Source organism: Leptolyngbya sp. AN10 (assembly GCF_050565645.1).
In the GTDB taxonomy this organism is placed as follows: Bacteria; Cyanobacteriota; Cyanobacteriia; order Leptolyngbyales; family Leptolyngbyaceae; genus Leptolyngbya.
On sequence record NZ_JBNXVP010000004.1, the window covers coordinates 287,446 to 306,206 of the forward strand.

Sequence of the window (18,761 nt, forward strand, 5' to 3'; positions counted from 1 at the left end):
ATTTTTGGGGTCATTTCAACGCAGAGCAAAACTGGCGACCGAATTCGTATCATATCGACCGCTGGGGGTGCCGCGTGGGAATCGAATTTCCAATTGTCAAGCTGCTTGACTATGCGACTCGCACTCAGGAATTAGCGCAAAGTCTCAACCCATTTGCAAGAGTCGTTTATGCCCATCTGCAAACGCAGGCAACCGTGGGAAATGCTGAGGAGCGCCTGTTGTGGAAACTGCAACTGGTTCAAGGAATGCAAGGATTGGGCTATAGTGAAGACACGATTCTGGAGTTATATCGCTTCATCGATTTGATGATGACGTTACCACCAGAGCTTGACCGAGCGTTTGATGCGGAAATTCGTCGCTTTGGAGCTGAAAATGCTATGCCCTATCTAACGACCATTGAGCGATTTGCCCAAATGCGAGCGCAACAGCGCTCGATCGCACAAGTTTTAGAGGCTCGATTCGGTCCGGTGCCATCGATGATCATCGAGCGATTAGAGCAAGTGTCGGATAGCGAACGATTGGATCAGCTCTTGCGTGAAGCGGTGACAACGAATGCGATCGCGGAATTTGAAGCTTTATTGGAAGCCTAATCTTGTGAATCGATGATTCTCGGTTCGTTTATCAAGATGCTAGAAATGATTTGACTCTGTAATTCTTCTGAGATTGATTCTCGAAGCTGCAATCTCCACTAGCTGCGACCAACTTCAAGAATTTCGCTCTGATGTTCGATTCGTCTTCAATTCGTCTTCAATGAATTTGCAGGTATGGCTCGATCGATTAACCGCAAATGTTTAGCTTGTGCCGCGCTCACAGCCGACGAAGCGCAGCAATTGCATGGAGCAGAAGGAGACGGTTGTTGGGATGCCGAACGCTGCAAGAAACGACGATCGCATTATCGGCACAGAAGTGATCGGAATGCCAAACGAGTGGTACAACGACGAGTGCAAGATTCGATCAGTGAAGTGGCGCGGTTCTCGATCAATGTGCCTGTGATCGCAACCGTTGTTCTGATTATCTACAGTGAGCAGCCAGAACGATTCAGAGACGATACCCCGATTCATGCGATCGCAGCCGAACTCTGGACAGGGACGCAAAAGCAAGCGGAAATTGAACCGATCGTGTGTCTCGGAATGCGCGGGGATAAAGTCACGGCACTGTTTCCGCAAATTCTCGAAGCGTTCACGCAGCAATTTGCCAAGCCCTACAATGACGGCAGACCGTTCTATAAGTTTGCCGCAAAAATCCATCGTCACATTCGCGATTGTCCGATTGTTTCTCCGTTTCAGTCTGATTCACGATCATAGAGAGAGAAGATGCCTTCTGAACCCCTCGAACTTTGGCAGGAACTCGACGAGGCAACGCAAGCGCCTCGGTTCGTGAACTTCGATTTGTTGTGGTCGATGTTGGAAGATGCGATCGCACCTTTGCCCCAAGCACAACAGTTAGAGATCGCAGGACGGGCGATCGAGCAGATGGCAGAGATTATTCGATTGCGCTCCACAATACTAATCTCCGAGTGGGAAGCCGCACATTCTGGAATAGAACGAGAAGCGCCGACGATTGAAATGGCACTGGTGGATGCGTGGGTGCGTCAATCGATGGCAGTCAACCTGGATGCGTTCGTGGAGCAGCCGCGCTCGACTCGGCGAAGATCTGTGAAGGTAAAGCTGGCACCGACCGATTCAATTGTCGGTGAAGTAGAACCTGCTGCAATTGTGCAGATGCTCGATGAAATGGAGCGAGAACAAAGTGCAGCAGACATGGTGCGATCGTTAGCAGGTGACGAAGATGTGAAAGCTTGGGCATCGATGATTCATCAATGGCTCCAAGACTATAAGGCTGAAGACCCGATTTCATTGCGAGAACTTTGGCAGCAGCTACAGGTGCCGTGGGTCGAAGTCTGGTTAGGGTTGGTGTTAGGCGGATTTGAGTTGCAGCAATCCGGGCAGTTTTATGAGTCAGACGTATGGATAACTCACCGCTGATCAGCCCTTTTTCTAAATTGCTAACTTAGGGAACAGTCTGATATTTTTGTTCCCTAAGTGTTGGCTATGTTGGTAGCGAGGTCATTTGGTCTGATTTGTGGAACTTAAATAGAGTTGTACACTGGAAATAGAGGTCAACATCAACTGGAAGTGGCGGCAGATGCAATTCTGCAACTGGCGACGATCGTAGAAGCAAAGTACATCGGTGTCATCGAAGAAGTGAAGGCACGATTGCGATCAAGTGCATCGAGAGATCCAATTGTGCCGATCAACTTCTTCGGTCACGCTTTGCGTGTGCCAAAGGCAACGCTTTCTGCGGCAGTCGATGGTGGTAAATTTCGAGCAGTTTATCGAGCCGATTGATCTGCTGCCCTTGCCTTCACAGTCAGAGGTGGAGTGGTCGATGCTCAACACTCCGAGCGCGAATTACATCTCAGAATCCGCGATGGTGCAGGTGACTCGCGATGCGATGATCGATGATGCAGCGGCACTGCTCGATGCGTTACCCGATGCCTCTGGCACAGCGCAAGCTGACCGCAACGTAGAGCAGCAGAATTTTAATGCGCTCATGCACCTCTTACATGGTGGGGAGATTGAAGTTTGGACGAAAGAACTCGTCTCAATGCTGGAAAAACTGCAAAGCCGGAAACGGAAGTCGATCTCGCTGCTTGACTTGATCTGTACGCTAGAGCTTTCCCGAATCCAGTCGAAGTGCAAAGACTGTTTGATCGAGCTGTGGCTGGCTTTCCTGTTGGGCAAACACCGAACAGAAATTCGATCAATTGCTGAACGAGGGGATGACGTTGAAGGGTTTGAACCATAACTCTAATTAACTTCTAAATCGTCCATAGAAAAACTGAGGAACTGGAGCGGTGTGACTCAGGATGGCTTGAAGTTCAGGATTAGAGATAGCTTCGCGTAATGCTGCACAAGCTAATCCTTTGAGTGTTGATTGAGCGGCTGACGTTGCAATATCTAGTCCCAAATCTTGTTTTTGAGCCACTGATTGAACTGAATCAATGCGAACATAACGCTCTGCAAGCTTATGCTGCAACATATATCCGGTCATTGCTTGCTGTGAAGACATGATTGCTGATATTAATCGTGTATCGTAGAACCAATCTAAAACTCCTAAATTTCGCCCTACATTGTGCGAAAAGGAGAAGTCAGATGTGGTTGTGCCGATACTTAGAATCGAGATTTGCTCTGTTGGAACCTGCAAGAAATGCTCAGCTTCATGAAGCGCGACTGAATCTGGCATATTAGCGTACAGCCCACCATCCGTGAACCATTCATTTCCAACTTCTGCAAGCGGGAAAAATGTTGGTGCTGCTGAGGTCGCTAATGCCACTTTATGAACAAGTTCTCGATGGTCTCGCTCAAACCTGATGTGGTGCGGGGTTTTGAAAATCTGGGGCTTGCCTTTTGTGACATTAATCGTTGGGACAACAATGGGGTGCTTTAAGTCTCCCATCAGCGTCGAAGGATCAATGAACTCCCTTAATGCTTGCCGAAGTCCTTCTTGTTGGTACTTAGCTCCAAATAGCAAACGCGATAAGTCAATCAATTTTGCGATCGTCGATTTGGGCGCAGAACGACTAGAAAAAATGTGCTGTCCATGTTTTTCAAAAGCTTGTCGAATTTGGATCGCGGGTACTTCTAATGCTAAAGCTAGTGCAATAATTCCACCGATCGACGTTCCCGCTAAAAGATCGAAGCATTGAGCGATCGGTTTTCCAGCTTTTTCTTCCAATTCGCACAGAATTGTCGCTTGATAAAGTCCTAGATAACCGCCCCCGCTTAGCGAAAGGATCTGAAACCTGCTTAGCTGTTCGACACTGTTACTCATCATAAGATGCTCACTGAATGCAAATCATTTAGCCATAGCTCATCCTAGATATGATGCGCTATGGCTAAACTCCAGACGTTAACTTACCACAAGCTGCTCTTTCTCAGCAGATTGCTAGAGACCCTGAATGTGCTGAAAGTTGGTCTGCCTTGAAACGTTAGTCTGGTCAGGATGTTCGCCTCCCCCTCGCCATTCCTTCGTTGCTTGCCAAATTTCGTAGTAGTACAACCAGAGAACTGTCCAAGGAACGATCGTTGTAGCAATGTGCCTTCTATGAGTCCATTCGCCTTTACTAGGACGGTACAGACACAAACTACTATCTCGATAGAGATGAGGAATATGTTCGTCCGCTTGCAAAGCAGGCTTTAGAACAGATACGATCGGGCGCTGTTGAAGTCCATATGTGATCTTCACGCGATAGCTATCGCTTAAAGCATCCGGCTGAACTTCTCCAATCCAAGTGACGAGATTTTTTCTCCATCGGGTTTGAAAGTTCGGAAAAAGCAGCTTCATGAAGGCAATCTGCTCGCGAATTGGCACGGGTTTCTCCGGCGGAAACGTAACTTTAATCGCCATAGAACGTATTCTTTGGAACAACGATCGGACAAGGGCGAGTTGTTAAACCACCCGTTTTTGGAACAGTTCCTAATTGACCTGCTAAACGCCCCTGATCAACCCAGTTCGCCGAGTCACGCATGGCAGCTTGAGTTAGATTTTCCTCAAATAGAATTGCAAGAATGCCTGCAATTGCAGCATGACCTCTTGTACTCATCAGTTGCTCCCACAATCGGGAGAAATCTCCGATCCAGTGAACGAACTCTTGATAAGCACGAGGATTACGATCCCATCGCTCCCCTAAATCTTCTGGAACTTGGTTGGCAGGATTCCACACTTGGAGTCGCCCTTGAGTATTTGCAATTCGACTAACAATCCCTTGCAAAATTCCAAAGACTGCTTCACTGACAGATTTTTGTCCCTGGTAGGATTCAGCGCAAAGGGTGCTGAGCAGAATGCTTGCAGGCGCTAAATCTGACTTTTCGCCGACAAAGGCTAAATCTCGACAGCGTTTTACAAGCTGAATCGCACATCTGAGTGGTGCTTTCTCTTCCAAAGATTCTTGTTGAGGCAAAGGTTCAGCATGATCCAAACGCCTAGCACTAATCGAATAAGTTTCAGCAATGCGATCAAACCAAGCGATATACCCTTTGGAATTGCTGTCACGCCAAGATTTTAGTTCTCGGTCAGGAACTCGGATTTGTCCTTGACCCAAAGCTGCATTTGAACACGCTGGAACGATGTCGAGATGGAAATCGTGAGCGTACTTTAAACTGACGCATCGATTTTTCCGTTCAATTCTCGATCGATAGTCTTCATGCTCTCGTAGGCGGAACTCCACCTTCGACAGAAGATCGTCTGGCTTAATTTGCCTCCATCCAATTAGGAGTTCACAAACAAAGTCTAAATCGTACTCTTCACGACCTAGCGGCTTGTTGGTTGTGCCCATTGGTAGCGAACCTTGAGGATAAATGATAGGACGGTAGGGAGCCAGAATCGAGCCTTCTTGCTCCAGCCATCGTCCTACTGCACGATAGTGTTTCTCAGCAAGCTTATACTGGGTCTTCGTGAGTTGCAGTTTTTGACAAATGAGTTGGAGCAGCCTGTCTAAGGCTGTCAGAAACTCTGCATCAGTTCGTGACGTTTGGAACATAGAAATTTTCTCCAATGTAACTAAACTTGAGACAACAAGGTTGCGGGTGACGAGCCTAAATCATGAGAATAAGTTAACAAGTAATCTAAGTTCTCATCGGCTCTCCGTTAAGTTTCCCAACTGAGTGCCCGAAATAACGCTAAATTCTTGTAAGGCTATTCGTTTATTCAAACTAACTCAGACTTCGTAAGGAAGTGCCATCGGCTTCAAATTAGGTTTTCAGAACAGCAGTTATCGTTTATGCTTAACATTACAGATTATAATATCACAAAAAACTAATGTCAGATGTTAACTCGCTCCGAACTTACCGAGAGCAGTATGGCTTGTCTCAGGAAGAGTTGGGTGAGCAGGTTGGAGTCACTCGTCAAACGATAGCGACTTGGGAGCGGGGTGATCGACAACCCTCTCTTATCCAGCTCTCAAAAGTGGCAAAAGTTTTCGGAGTTCCGCCTGATCTGCTGCTGCAACCCGAAGTACAGAAAATTACTCCGATAACCACAGGCAGTCTAAGTCTACTATTTCGAGCAGATGATCCCTTGGCGCTGACTTCAATTGTGAGAGAACATTTAACTCGCAAGGCAGTAGATTTTAGCCAAATTGAGAAGATGGTTGGAGAAGTTCCTGTTCTGCCCGTCTCGCGACCAATTGAAGAGTATGAAGAAACGGTAGTAGAAGACCTTGCTAAAGAGGTTCGTAACTGGCTGGGTGTTGGAGAGTTTGCCCCAATCGGAGACGTTTTAGCGTTACTAGAAGCGAAGAGCCTAAAGATAATTGAATATTCTCTAGAAAATCAAATCTCTGGTTTTTCAGCTTATACCGATGACTGGGGTGGGGTTATTTTCATTAATACCTCTCATCCGACTGAGCGTAAATTCTTCACGGCACTACATGAACTCGCTCATCTAATCTTGCACCGACGGGAATATCGACAACCACAGGGGCGATCTCGTCCAACTGATCCACGCGAAAAAGCTGCCAATCATTTAGCCGGAGCTGTTCTTCTGCCATTGGGAGCAGTTCAGCGAGAATTACACGCTTACAAAAATCGATGGTTGCCAGAACCCCTTCTACAAGATATCAAGCGTCGCTATGGTGTTAGTCTTCGCACAACTCTATACCGTGCTGAGCAAGCTGGATTAATCACAAAACAACAGAAAGGACAACAGATTGGCATCCTCAATAAAAAATATGGAGCCGAAGAAGAACTACCAAAATTGCCATCGCCTCAGCGTCTCACGCGCTTAAAACGTCTAGTGTATACGGCATTGGTAAAAGAAGAGATTACAGCCTCTCGTGCCGCCGAGATTTTGGAAGAAAACTTAAGAATCGTGCAAAAGGATTTGCTGGAATGGCTGCACCAAGATGGGGAGGAACTGAATTGAACTATCTCTTGGATACATTAACGTTGATCGAATTGCACGATCTTAACCAACTAAAAATCATCGCTGGACACGTATCGATCGCAGTACTAGACATTGTGTTAGCTGAGTTTTGCCCATCCTGCTGTGATCTATCAGGTATGGCAAATCATCTTCAACTCTGTCTAGTGCCCAGTGAAACTGCCTGGTTAGAACCTGCTCGAAGTTATTGCGACGGATGTTTAAGCCTACAAGACGCGCTTAACCTTCACTATGCCAAACTTGTGAGAAAAATTTTAATCACAGATGAGCCACCCTTGCAGGTCAAGTGTCAACAAGAGAAAGTTCAAACACAAACAATGCTTTGGTTAATGGAGCGGTACTCTGGCTGCAAGGTCTAATTTTTCCCCAGCTTCTCATCGGTGAGATCGGTTATTTCATTGATTCAGTGGAACGAGAAACGTTTCAAACGAAGGATAATTGATCAAATGTAGCATTGCAAGGGTGCTGGCTCCGAGATTCGGATGCGTTCTTTGCAGTGCCGCAATCGTGTAAGTCCAGAACCGGGTAGAGTCGTTATCACTTTCATCAAGAGATAGCCACTTGGTTTGCAGGTTGTTTGCTGTTGCCATTCGCTTAACCATGTTGTTTTGCCAAAGCCTGTGGGAGCCGAAATCAGAATGAGTCGGCGATCGATACCTTGATTCAATTGCTCAATCAAATACTCACGCTTTACTAAGAGCGATCAGGTTAACGGAACATAGAATTTTGTGGCAAGCAGCGGACTATACATTGAGCAAATTGACGCACCCTATGATTCAATCCTATCTTGATTCTCAAGGTGCATCAGGGTGACAACGATCGCTAATTTCTCAGCAGTCTTAGCCCGCTCAGCGTCACTAACACCGTCGATCCCTCATGTCCCACAACTCCTAAAGGTAAGGTGATATGGCTCACAAAGTTCGTCACCAATAGCAGCACAATAAAACTCAGTGCGAACGTAATGTTTTGTTTGACTATCCGCTGAGCGCGGCGACCGAGACGGATTGAAGTGATCAAGCGTTCGAGCCGATCTGCTATCAATACAATATCCGCCGTTTCGAGTGCCACATCGCTGCCAGCCGCTCCCATTGCAATTCCAGCCGAAGCTTGAGCCAATGCAGGCGCATCATTAATGCCGTCTCCGACCATTGCAACGGTGCGATATTGTCGTTGCAATAATCGAATAACATCGACTTTGTTCTCAGGCAGCAGTTCTGAATAGACTTGAGCAATTCCGAGTTCAGCGGCAATACTGTGAGCAGTGCGATCGTTATCGCCAGTTAACATTACTATCTCTTGAATGCCAAGCTGTTTTAATCGAGCGATCGTGCTTGCTGCTTCAGGGCGAACTTGATCCGCGATCGCAATCATTCCTAGTAGCTCTCCAGCATAAGCCACCCACACGACTGTTTTTCCAGTGGCTTCGAGTTGCTGTGCAGAAGCAATTAATTTTTCTGACCCATTGTCGCAATGTTCTTGAACAAAGGCGGCTTTACCGACGATCGCAAGCTGTTGATCCAGTTCTCCAGTAATTCCTTGACCTGTATGAGACTGAACATTCGTTGCTTGGCTCCAGGCAATTTGATGTTGCTGGGCAAATCTTACAATTGCTTCTCCGATCGGATGTTCAGACAAGCTTTCTAAAGCTGCCGCCACTTGCAGCAACTGTGTTTCAGATTCAACCGCAATAACTTGAACCACTTGAGGCTTGCCAGTGGTGAGGGTTCCAGTTTTATCAAATGCGATCGCTTTCACTTGTCCGATTAATTCTAATTGAGCACCATTCTTAAATAAAATTCCTTGCCTTGCTCCATTTGCAATTCCAGATAACAATGTCGGCATAATCGCTGCCATCAATGCACAGGGCGAAGCAACCACCAGAAAAATCAAAGCACGATAAATCGTCGTTTCCCAACTCCACCCCAAAAGAAACGGCGGCAGTAGGGTCAACAAGATTCCGAGAATGACGATCGCTTTTGCATATCGCCGCTCAAACCGTTCGATAAATTGTTGTGACGGTGGCGTTTCGGTTTGGGCTTGCTCAACGAGGCGGATCACACGCTGAATCAGGCTACTTTCTGGCGGTTGATGCAGTTTAAGCCGCAATGCACCGTTACTATTAATCGTTCCAGCAAAGACTTCATCCCCGATCGTCTTTTCAACGGGCATTGATTCCCCAGTAATCGGCGCTTGATTGAGGGTACTGAATCCTTCGATGATCAAGCCATCAGTCGGAACGAGTTCGCCGGGTTTGACAATGATTTCGTCGCCGATTTGGAGATCTGCGATCGCACATTCCACTTCTCGCCCGTCACGCCAAACTCGTGCCGTATCCGCCGTTAAATTCATCAATCCTCGGATACTTCGCTCAGTGCGCTGCATCGCGTAACCTTCCAATGCACCACTGATCGAGAAGATTAGAATCAGAACTGCACCATCGACAATAAAAGAATATTCTCGCTGCCACAATCCTAATGCTGCCGCTCCCAAAGCCGCCACAATCATCAGCAAATCAACATCAAGCTCTTTTTCTTCAAACAAGGTTATCAGACCTTCACGGGCGCTTTCATAGCCGCCAATCACATAAGCAGCAGGTAAGATCAGCAGTGCGAGACTCAGCCAGCCCGATTGTAGCGTCAACCAGCCGAGCAGAACTAAAACGCCGCAAAGAAGTGCTGCAATGGCATCAGGATGATTTTTGAGCAGCGTCGGAACACGAGGAAGGATGAGAGAAAACATTGGTATTGATCGAGGCAAACCACGCTTTCACTCTAAACCTTGACATTAGTGTTAATGTCAACCTCTTCGCCTAAAATCGAAGGTATGAAAACACAGGATCTGACGATTAAAGAATTAACTGAGGCGGTCGGGAGTGGTATTACACCGCGAATGGTACGGCACTACCATACCTTGGGGTTGCTCCCCCAGCCTTCGCGCTCTGCAAGTAACTATCGTCTCTACAGCCAAAAAGATGTTCAGCAACTCAAGCAGATTGTCGCACTCAAACAGCAAGGGTTTCAGCTTTCTCATATTCAGCAGTTAATCCAGAACAAGTCCGAAACCGAAGCTGAACCCACTTTGATGGTGCAACTACAACAACAGTATCAAACGATCGTGCAACAGTTAGCCCGATTACGCCAAACGGCGGCAGCATTAGAAGGCGTACTGGGGCGGGATCGGGATTGTCAGATGGTTCAGGCAGAAGCTCTGGCACAATTGAGACGGTTGGAAGCCGAAACTCAAAGCGGACTCGGAGAATTGGAACAACTCTGGCAGCATTTGGATTCAGAAACTACATCGCATCCTGAAGCGTTTGAGGAATCGTTGCAACGACTCTTGCCGGATCTGTCTGATCGTTCGGAGATTGAAGTTGATCTGTTATCGAAGCTTGTACTGGCTTGTGGAGATGTGAGTTTAATTCAGTTTGTGCGTCGGAGTCGAGATGCGATTGTAGCCGCTCGTGATGCGCTCAAAGCTGGATGTACGATCATCGGGGATATCTTCCCGGTGGTTTCGGCATTGGATCAAACTCGCCTTGCTCATCTCAACTGCTCAGTTGAAACCCTGATTGCGGATGCTCACATCAATAGTGCTGATGAAGCCGAAAAAGCGTTCTGGAATCATAAGCAATGGGAAGACCGTTTAGAGCGACTTCCGGAGCATTGCATCTTAGTGATTGGCTATGCTCCTTCGGTTCTGATGTCCGCCTGTACCTTGATTGAACAGAGAAAAATCAGACCTGCACTGGTGATTGGAATGCCGATTGGGTTTAGTCATGCCCCTGCTGCCAAACGGCGATTGATGAAAACAGAGGTTCCTTACCTGACGATCGCAGGAACATTGGGCGGTGGATTGTTAGCAGCAGTCTCGCTGAATGCACTGGTTGAATCATTAATTGAAAAGCCGGACTGTCATTGCTACTTATCCTCACCGTAAAGTTAGAATCAAGTCGATTCAAGAATCGGACAAATGATGGTTTCAGAAACACTCGACTGGGAAGTCTGATCGCTCAAGAGTTCCGTCAGTTCTAGCTTTAATCGTTGTAGTTCTAGAATTTGTCGATCGATGTCACTCAGCTTTTCTTGGAGAGTTTGTCTGATATGAACACAGGGTAACTCTCCTTGTTCTCGAACCTCTAAAAAAGCTTTGATCTCTGACAAACTTAATCCGAGACTTTGAGCGCGTTTGATGAAATGCAATCGCGAGAGTGCGTCTGAGCGAAACAATCGATAGCCGCCTTCGGTTCGTCCGATCGTCTTGAGGAGTCCTAGTTCCTCGTAGTATCGAATCGTTTTTACCGGAAGCCCACTTTCCTTTGAAATCGCGCCGATCAGTTTCGGCTCATCTTGAACAATCATGATTAACTCCGTTGAGAAACTAACGTTTGAGTGGATTCGATAGGTGTAGCATTGCCCTGTACTTTGATCGTGCCACGAAACATATTCATCCCACAGGTGAACTCATATTCTCCGGGTTCAGTTGGAGTGAACTCGATCGTGGTCACTTGATTCAGTGGTAAATCTTTGGCAATGTGAAAGCCAGGAATTCGCACGGCTTCAAGACAGCTAGAAGGATCACGTCGATCGAAGCTCAATCGCACAGGTTGTCCAGCAGTAACCACGACTCGATTGGGTTCATAGCCATCATCAACGGTAATCGTCACTTCTTGAATTCCCTGGTTTGTATCCGCTTTGCGAGACTTAGATTTACTGAACAAAAACCACCAGAGTTCTACACCGATTAATCCGATGCCTCCGGCAGTGACCGCACTCTTTAACCAGAGCGGCTGATCAATGCGGCGAAAGCTCGTTGTTTGTGCGGTTCCAGACGGCTGCATTTCATCATGGGGCATTTGTGCGATTGAGGTACTAGAAACACCCAGCACCAATCCAAATCCCGCTAAACTTCCAATCATCCAATGTTTTCGCGTCATGACTTCTCCTTATGCAGTTGCTTTCGGTTTAAAATTTCGGAGTCGCAGCGCATTGGTGAGAACGGATACTGAACTGAGTGCCATTGCACCACCTGCAATGATGGGATTCAGCAACCAGCCAAAGATCGGGAAGAGAATGCCTGCGGCGATCGGAATCCCTACGGTGTTGTAGATAAAGGCAAAGAACAGATTTTGCCGAATGTTGCGAATGGTAGCGCGGCTTAGTTGAATCGCGGTCACGATGCTTTGCAGATCCCCAGAAATCAGCGTGATGTCACTTGCCGCGATCGCCACATCTGTCCCAGTCCCGATCGCAATTCCGACATCTGCTTGAGCCAATGCAGGTGCATCATTAATTCCATCTCCGACCATTGCGACAATTTTTGATTTTGCGTGTCGTCGTGACTTTGTTTGAGTCGTTGATTGCTTGCCGATTTGACCACTTTGAATCGCTGAAATTACAGCGGCTTTTTGGTCGGGTCGAACTTCAGCAATCACGGTTTGAATCCCAACTTCTTGAGCGATCGCGTTTGCAGTCTGTTGGTTATCTCCAGTAAGCATCACGACTTCAAGCCCTAATCGTTGTAGAGCGCGGACTGCCTGAGCCGAGGACGGTTTAAGCGCGTCAGAGATGCCCATTAAGCCTTGAAGTTGGTGATCGATCACAATTAGAATCACTGTTTTACCCAATGACTCTAATCGGGCTTTTTCCGCTTGCACTAGAGTGGTATCAATTCCTAATTCATTTAGCCAGCGTTGTGTGCCGATTTGAACTAGGTGGTTATTTACTTTCCCTTCAACACCACTTCCAGCAACCGCTTCAAAATTCTGAGCCGTTTCTAAGGTGACTTCTTGGGACTGAGCGTATCGAACAACTGCTTCAGCTAAAGGATGCTCAGAATTGCGCTCGACTGATGCCGCCAACTTTAATAGCTTCAGTTCATTTGCAGTTCCAACTGTGGGAATAAAGTCGGTGACTGTGGGCTTGCCTTCGGTCAGGGTTCCAGTTTTATCGAGCACGATCGTTTCAATCTGATGTGCCAGTTCTAAGCTTTCGGCTCCTTTGATCAAGATGCCGTTCTCTGCACCTTTGCCAGTGCCAACCATCACCGAAGTCGGAGTGGCAAGTCCTAATGCACAGGGGCAAGCAATGATTAATACGCCAACAGTGGTAATAAGAGCAAGCGTCACGTTACCCATCACGTTAAACCAGATCAGGAAGGTTGCGATCGCAATAGCAATCACTACCGGAACAAACCATCCAGTAACTTGATCGGCTAGTCGCTGAATCGGCGCTTTTGACCCCTGTGCTTGTTGTACAAGTTGAACAATCTGAGCGAGAACCGTATCTTTCCCCACGCGAGTCGCTCGAAATCTGAAGCTTCCCGTTTTGTTGATTGTGGCTCCAATCACTTCATCACCGGGTTGCTTTTTCGTCGGGACGCTTTCACCTGTCACCATCGATTCATCGATCTGCGAACTGCCCTCGACAACTTCACCATCAACCGGAATTTTCTCACCCGGACGCACGATCACAATGTCACCAATGCGGACATCTTGAATCGGAACTTCAAGTTCCTGTCCATTCCGAATGATCCGAGCATCTCGCGCCTGCAATCCAATCAGCTTGCGAATCGCATCAGAAGTTTGCCCCCGCGCCCGCATTTCGAGCAACCGACCGAGCAAAATCAGCGTGATGATCACATTCGCTGCTTCATAGTAAACATCCGGGTTCAGTCCTTGCGACAGAAAAAAGTTCGGAATCAGCGTTGCGATCAGCGAATATAGGTAAGCGGCTCCCGTACCGAGCGCCACTAACGTATCCATCGTTGCCGTATGACGCTTTAAGGCTTTCCAAGCATTGACGAAGAACTCTCGTCCCGCCCAAAACAAAATCGGAGTGGAGAGAATCAATTGCAACCAAGGATTGTGCAGCCATGCGGGAATGAATGGAATCGGCAATCCTAACATCATCGGTAATGATCCAATGACCAAAACAGCGCTGATGATGCCTGCAACAATCACTTTTGTTCTGAGATGCCGAAATTCTCGCAATCGGGCGGTTTTTTCAGCCTCGGTTTCATCCGTGATGAATTCTTGGTCTTGTAAGGAATAGGAACTGTATCCAGCATCGACGATCGCGCTTTGAATCTGCTCTAGATTCGTGCGCTTGGGATCATATTGCAGCGTGGCTTGTTCGGCTCCAAAGTTGACGCTAACATCCGCCACACCGGGAACTGATCGAATCGCAACTTCGACACTGCGGGCACAGGATGCACAACTCATGCCCTGCAATTTGAGCGTATTGGTTTCCATGATTTAAGAAGAAACGAGAAATGAACCTACGCGACGGTATAGCCTGCATTTGTTACCGCTTCTTTAACGCGGTTTTCTGAAGCTTGGGTTTCAACGTTGACTTGCTTAGTTTTCGGGTCAGCGCTCACGGTTGCAGTGGGATCGATCGCTTTAATTGCACTGGTAATCGTTTCACTGCAAGCAGAACAAGCCATATTCGGGACGGTAAATTGAAGGGACATAATTGAAGCTTCCTTGAAGCGAGAAGTTGAACTGTCTCTATCTTGAACCCTCTAGTGGGCTGGAGAGTCAAGCGGTTGCTTCAAAATCCCTCCATAGAATGAGAAGAGGCTGTCTCTTCAATTAGGAGACAGCCTTGATCGAACCCGTTGATTAAGCCATTGCTGTAGCCATCTGGCGACAGGATTCAGCACAACGACGACAAGCTTCGGCGCATCGCTTACAGTGGTCATGATCGTGTTTTTCACATTCGGCAGCACAGCGATCGCAAGCTTCAGCACAAACGCCACAGAGTTGAGCATGAAGATCAGAATTACGTGCCATAAACCGAGCGCAAATATCGCAAGTGTCGGCACAGTCGCGGCAGGTCTTAATGCACTGCGCCATCATTTGTACCATATCGCTATCAAGGCAAGCAGTTGCACAGGTTTCGCACTCTCGCAAACAGTCCAGACAAGCTTCGATACAAGCATCGAGTTGAGATTGATGAGATTGGGTTGCAGTCATGATGAAACTCCTAAAATGTAAAGTTCAAAGAACTACGATTTAGTCCTCGGCTTTCACGGTAGGAGGTTACTGATTCCAGTCGCCTCTAGCGTCTGAAGTACAATTTTCTATAAAAAATCAACACTATTGATGGAATTCCATTTCATGCTGATTTCATTTTCGCCTGGTATGAACTTAAATAGAATGAAAGAATTCTGATTCAATTAAAACACTTCATACTCATTTCATCTTTTTGTATCAAGATATTAGTTAGCAGTCTTTTGCTCAGTAATAAAAAATCGTTTTTGCTGCTGAATCTCAATTCTCACCTCAGCAATGTAGATATGCGCTCTAAACTCGCTTTGTGGATAATTTTATTCACAGCAACGATTGCAGTTGTCTTTCTCACTCCCAAACTGGGATCAACTCAAAGCTTACCCAGCCTTCATCGCTTCATTGCTCAATCTCCAACAGATTCCAGTATGCCTGGAATGAATATGCCTGAAATGTCACCCGCGATCGCACCACAGCCTCAAAGCACAATGCTGATCGATCAAGTTTTGCTGGTTTGGTTTAGTCTAAGCGCGATCGCGGTTATTTACGTTGCTTGGGATGCCCTTACCCGCAATCCTGAACTCACAATTATGAAGTGGGGATGGATATTAGTGACACTCTACACTGGAATCGTTGGGGCTGCCCTATACATCTTGTCTTGCCAAGAACCAGCCCCCGGAGAACACGAAGAGTTTGTTAAACCCTTATGGAAGCAAACACTCGGATCAACAATTCACTGTATGGCGGGAGATGCAACAGGGATTATTGTCGCGGCGGCTATCACAGCAGTTTTAGGACTACCGATGTGGCTGGATGTCATTTCTGAGTATGTCTTTGGCTTTGCATTTGGGCTATTGATCTTTCAATCCTTGTTTATGAAAGATATGCTCGGTGGTTCGTATCTAAAAGCCGTTCGACGGTCTTTTATTCCTGAATGGCTTTCGATGAATGCGGTCATGGCAGGCATGATCCCTGTGATGGTAATTCTGATGAGTCGTGATATGCAGGCAATGGAAGCAACATCTCTTCGCTTCTGGGGTGTAATGTCACTTGCAACATTAGTTGGTTTGGTGGTCGCTTTTCCGGTCAATATGTGGCTGGTTGCTGTTGGTCTAAAACATGGCATGGGAACCGTTAGAGCTTTGGGTAAAGGCGGTCACAGCCTCACTGCTGAACGACAGCGGATTGCTGCAATTTCTGGTGAACAACTCACATCTAACACCTCTACCAACAACTATCCTGACCAAGCATCGCAGCCTGACATCTCTAATACGGAGCGAAAATAAATGAAAGCTCACTCAAATCAGCAATCTGCAAGTTCGCATAGGGAGATGAGCATGAAGCCAAAAGCGACAAGAGCGCAGATTTTCGCTGTCATGCTTTTAACGTTGTTAGCACTTGCGATCGGCGTTCTGATCGCGGCTCTCTATGGCAACTTCAGCATGAGCAGCAAAAATATGCCTCAGACTGCAATGCCAGGAATGAACCAAAGTAATGGATCGATGCCGGGAATGAACATGAAAGGCACAACTGCTCCCGCGCCAGTTGCATCACTGCCCACTGCACTCATGAGTAGCGTTTCTCAAATGAACGGACTGGTGATGCCGCCGGGAATGATCATGACTGCCGATACGAGTATGGAAGCGATGGAAGATATGGCAGCAGTCGATTTAACTAAAATTGCCTATACTGCTCCTGCGGATGCACGGGGTGATCAAATTCTAGAACCCAAGGTAGAAAAGGGTTTCAAGGTCTTTAATCTAGATGTCTCTTTAATTAATTGGAACATTCTCCCCGGAACGCAAGTGGCTGCCTATGCGTTTAATCGCCAAGTTCCTGGGCCGCGAATTCAAGTGACAGAAGGCGATCGCATTCGGATGATCGTCAAGAACAATCTACCTGAACCCACAACGGTTCATTGGCACGGCATGATTTTGCCAAATAACATGGATGGACCTGCCGATGTGACTCAGAAGCCGATCGCGCCTGGTGAAAGTTATACCTACGAATTCACGGTTAAGCAATCAGGCACTTACTTCTACCACTCGCACAAAGATGTCGATCGGCAGCAAACATTAGGAATGTATGGTGCGTTGATTGTTGAACCGAAAAATAAAGCCAGTACTCCTGCATTCGATCAAGATGTGACTGTGCAACTGCAAGAATGGACGGTGAAACAAGGCTACACTTTTCCCTCAATGCCAATGGAAGGTTTATTACCCAACTTCTTCACCATCAACGGTAAAGCTTATCCTTCTACTGAAACTGTGAATGCTAAAGTTGGCGAAAAGATTCGCTTCCGTTTTATCGGTTCAAACAATGCGTTCATTCATCCAATGCATATTCACGGCGGACCTTTCAAAATTGTTGCAACCGATGGGAATCCGGTTCCTGTCGCTGCCCAGATTGAGAAAGACACGATCAATGTTGCTCCAGGTGAGCGCTACGACGTGATTTGGACAGCACGAGAGAAAGGAAAGTGGTTACTGCATTGTCACATTGCTCACCATGCCACGAATGACAATGTTGAAGTGCAAGGTGCAGGAGGATTAACGATGTTGATCAACGTTACCTAAAGCGAATTCTATTCTTTTGAGAAAAGGTTGCCTATCTATTGTGAAAGGCAACCTTTTTCAGTAGGACGAATTGAGTGTTTCTATCTTTGAGTAGAGCATTATTCCACTTCAGTTTCATTTTGATGTGTCATGTCAAACTAGCAGCCTCTAATTTCGATCGAGTTCCTGTAAAGATGCGCCTGAAAGTGCTGAAAAGGTGATCTCTACTTTCTCAAAATCATTTGCAAGACTGCTTGACTCTCCAGTTCACCGGATACTTTACAGTAATGAGCAGTTGAGAAAAGAATCCTACTGCAAGTATGCGCTGCTTAGAAGCACTGTCTGAACTTGCAGAACTGAGATCATTCTCCAAAGCTTCCAATGCTACTCCCTAACTACTTCTGAGAGGTTTATATGACGATGCTGAACAATAAAACGGCAGAAACTAATACGAAAAATGTCACGGTTTATCGGATGTCGATGCCTGAGCACGAATGTCCTTGGGGACTTCGAGCGGTCAAGCTCCTTCAAGAGCAAGGCATCGAATTCGAGGATGTGAAACTGCGATCGCGCGAAGAAGTCGATCAATTTAAAGCAAAACATGGAGTTGCAACCACGCCTCAAATTTTCTTTGGTGCAGAGCGAATCGGAGGCTACACAGATCTCGCGGAACGGCTAAAAGTAGAAGCTGAAAAAGCTGAATATTCTTACACACCAGTCGCCGCAGTTTTCTCAACGGCTGGATTAATGGCACTCGCAACATCGCTCGGAATTCCTGGCTTCATGGGATTTTCGCTCTCGATGCTGGCTTCCCTCAAGTTGATGGATCTAGATGCGTTTGCTGAGAGTTTCGAGAAGTATGATCTCGTAACTAAGCGCTTTAAGCCCTACGGAAAAATTTACCCGTTTGCTGAGTTGCTAATCGGGCTTGGATTTCTTTCTGGTATTGCACCGTTGACGACTGGCATTAGCTCATTGGTTGTCGGGGTTAGTGGAGCAGTTTCAGTGTTCAAAGCAGTCTACATTGATAAGTTGGCGTTGAATTGTGCTTGTGTGGGTGGCAATTCCAAAGCACCGTTGGGTGTTGTGAGCTTTGCTGAGAACGCAATCATGGCAGGAATGGGGGGCATGTTGACCTTCTCATCATTATCAGAGGCAAATATTCAGCCGATGAGAGCCTTAGAAGCACTGCCACCCGCCATTGTGCAGGTGCAAGACAGTAAGCCGAATCAAGCACAGTGAGCTTCATTGTCTTA

The 18,761-nt window shown here is 46.9% G+C and carries 21 protein-coding genes; 11 read left to right on the forward strand and 10 right to left on the reverse strand.

Annotated features, from left to right (window positions below):
- Positions 1-74: 74 nt before the first annotated feature.
- The 5 genes from ACQ4M5_RS07970 to ACQ4M5_RS07990 all read left to right on the forward strand — a co-directional run bounded on the left by ACQ4M5_RS07970 (position 75) and on the right by ACQ4M5_RS07990 (position 2,808).
- On the forward strand, positions 75-590 hold the full coding sequence (locus tag ACQ4M5_RS07970; protein WP_430675045.1) for a hypothetical protein: 516 nt from the start codon (positions 75-77) through the stop codon (positions 588-590).
- Between the two features lie 174 nt (positions 591-764).
- Positions 765-1,304 (forward strand): hypothetical protein, encoded by a 540-nt coding sequence (locus ACQ4M5_RS07975; protein WP_430675046.1) that lies wholly within the window; start codon positions 765-767, stop codon positions 1,302-1,304.
- A 9-nt stretch (positions 1,305-1,313) separates the two neighbouring features.
- A complete protein-coding gene (locus tag ACQ4M5_RS07980; protein WP_430675047.1) occupies positions 1,314-1,985 on the forward strand; it encodes a hypothetical protein in 672 nt (223 codons plus the stop codon).
- Between the two features lie 114 nt (positions 1,986-2,099).
- Positions 2,100-2,348: a hypothetical protein gene (locus ACQ4M5_RS07985; RefSeq protein ID WP_430675048.1), complete on the forward strand. Its 249-nt coding sequence runs from the start codon at positions 2,100-2,102 to the stop codon at positions 2,346-2,348.
- Positions 2,311-2,808: a hypothetical protein gene (locus tag ACQ4M5_RS07990; RefSeq protein ID WP_430675049.1), complete on the forward strand. Its 498-nt coding sequence runs from the start codon at positions 2,311-2,313 to the stop codon at positions 2,806-2,808. The genes ACQ4M5_RS07985 and ACQ4M5_RS07990 overlap by 38 nt, the downstream gene beginning before the upstream one ends.
- Positions 2,809-2,814: 6 nt before the next feature.
- On the opposite strand, the gene ACQ4M5_RS07995 is transcribed toward ACQ4M5_RS07990, so the two are convergent.
- The 3 genes from ACQ4M5_RS07995 to ACQ4M5_RS08005 form a co-directional block, all read right to left on the reverse strand.
- A complete protein-coding gene (locus tag ACQ4M5_RS07995; protein ID WP_430675050.1) occupies positions 2,815-3,837 on the reverse strand; it encodes a CBASS cGAMP-activated phospholipase in 1,023 nt (340 codons plus the stop codon).
- Between the two features lie 111 nt (positions 3,838-3,948).
- Positions 3,949-4,410 (reverse strand): hypothetical protein, encoded by a 462-nt coding sequence (locus tag ACQ4M5_RS08000; RefSeq protein ID WP_430675051.1) that lies wholly within the window; start codon positions 4,408-4,410, stop codon positions 3,949-3,951.
- Complete coding sequence (locus ACQ4M5_RS08005; protein ID WP_430675052.1) at positions 4,400-5,542, reverse strand: nucleotidyltransferase domain-containing protein; 1,143 nt, start codon at positions 5,540-5,542, stop codon at positions 4,400-4,402. Before ACQ4M5_RS08005 ends, ACQ4M5_RS08000 begins: the two co-directional genes overlap by 11 nt.
- Positions 5,543-5,820: 278 nt before the next feature.
- Between ACQ4M5_RS08005 and ACQ4M5_RS08010 the strand changes: the two genes are divergently transcribed.
- Entirely contained in the window at positions 5,821-6,924 is a 1,104-nt protein-coding gene (locus ACQ4M5_RS08010) for an ImmA/IrrE family metallo-endopeptidase (RefSeq protein WP_430675053.1), read from the forward strand.
- Entirely contained in the window at positions 6,891-7,301 is a 411-nt protein-coding gene (locus ACQ4M5_RS08015; protein ID WP_430675054.1) for a hypothetical protein, read from the forward strand. Before ACQ4M5_RS08010 ends, ACQ4M5_RS08015 begins: the two co-directional genes overlap by 34 nt.
- Positions 7,302-7,337: 36 nt before the next feature.
- On the opposite strand, the gene ACQ4M5_RS08020 is transcribed toward ACQ4M5_RS08015, so the two are convergent.
- Both ACQ4M5_RS08020 and ACQ4M5_RS08025 read right to left on the reverse strand, forming a co-directional pair.
- Positions 7,338-7,532 (reverse strand): hypothetical protein, encoded by a 195-nt coding sequence (locus ACQ4M5_RS08020; RefSeq protein WP_430675055.1) that lies wholly within the window; start codon positions 7,530-7,532, stop codon positions 7,338-7,340.
- Positions 7,533-7,764: 232 nt separating this feature from the next.
- On the reverse strand, positions 7,765-9,681 hold the full coding sequence (locus ACQ4M5_RS08025; protein ID WP_430675056.1) for a heavy metal translocating P-type ATPase: 1,917 nt from the start codon (positions 9,679-9,681) through the stop codon (positions 7,765-7,767).
- A 54-nt stretch (positions 9,682-9,735) separates the two neighbouring features.
- Here ACQ4M5_RS08025 and ACQ4M5_RS08030 point away from each other — a divergent pair, with 54 nt between their 5' ends.
- Positions 9,736-10,878, forward strand: coding sequence for a precorrin-8X methylmutase (locus ACQ4M5_RS08030; protein ID WP_430675057.1), 1,143 nt, complete (start codon positions 9,736-9,738; stop codon positions 10,876-10,878).
- An 8-nt stretch (positions 10,879-10,886) separates the two neighbouring features.
- On the opposite strand, the gene ACQ4M5_RS08035 is transcribed toward ACQ4M5_RS08030, so the two are convergent.
- The 5 genes from ACQ4M5_RS08035 to ACQ4M5_RS08055 form a co-directional block, all read right to left on the reverse strand.
- Positions 10,887-11,300 carry a heavy metal-responsive transcriptional regulator gene (locus ACQ4M5_RS08035; protein WP_430675058.1) on the reverse strand — a complete coding sequence of 138 codons (414 nt, stop codon included), beginning with the start codon at positions 11,298-11,300 and terminating at the stop codon, positions 10,887-10,889.
- A gap of 2 nt (positions 11,301-11,302) precedes the next feature.
- Positions 11,303-11,875 (reverse strand): cupredoxin domain-containing protein, encoded by a 573-nt coding sequence (locus ACQ4M5_RS08040; RefSeq protein ID WP_430675059.1) that lies wholly within the window; start codon positions 11,873-11,875, stop codon positions 11,303-11,305.
- A gap of 9 nt (positions 11,876-11,884) precedes the next feature.
- Positions 11,885-14,191, reverse strand: coding sequence for a heavy metal translocating P-type ATPase (locus ACQ4M5_RS08045; protein WP_430675060.1), 2,307 nt, complete (start codon positions 14,189-14,191; stop codon positions 11,885-11,887).
- Positions 14,192-14,217: 26 nt separating this feature from the next.
- Positions 14,218-14,412, reverse strand: coding sequence for a heavy-metal-associated domain-containing protein (locus ACQ4M5_RS08050; protein WP_430675061.1), 195 nt, complete (start codon positions 14,410-14,412; stop codon positions 14,218-14,220).
- Between the two features lie 151 nt (positions 14,413-14,563).
- A complete protein-coding gene (locus ACQ4M5_RS08055; protein WP_071596270.1) occupies positions 14,564-14,917 on the reverse strand; it encodes a four-helix bundle copper-binding protein in 354 nt (117 codons plus the stop codon).
- 323 nt (positions 14,918-15,240) lie between these two features.
- Here ACQ4M5_RS08055 and ACQ4M5_RS08060 point away from each other — a divergent pair, with 323 nt between their 5' ends.
- The 3 genes from ACQ4M5_RS08060 to ACQ4M5_RS08070 all read left to right on the forward strand — a co-directional run bounded on the left by ACQ4M5_RS08060 (position 15,241) and on the right by ACQ4M5_RS08070 (position 18,747).
- Positions 15,241-16,236, forward strand: coding sequence for a DUF4396 domain-containing protein (locus ACQ4M5_RS08060; RefSeq protein ID WP_430675062.1), 996 nt, complete (start codon positions 15,241-15,243; stop codon positions 16,234-16,236).
- Between the two features lie 51 nt (positions 16,237-16,287).
- Complete coding sequence (locus ACQ4M5_RS08065; RefSeq protein ID WP_430675063.1) at positions 16,288-17,526, forward strand: multicopper oxidase family protein; 1,239 nt, start codon at positions 16,288-16,290, stop codon at positions 17,524-17,526.
- A gap of 393 nt (positions 17,527-17,919) precedes the next feature.
- The gene (locus ACQ4M5_RS08070; protein WP_430675064.1) at positions 17,920-18,747 is read left to right on the forward strand and encodes a MauE/DoxX family redox-associated membrane protein; all 828 of its coding nucleotides are present in this window, start codon (positions 17,920-17,922) and stop codon (positions 18,745-18,747) included.
- Positions 18,748-18,761 lie beyond the last annotated feature (14 nt).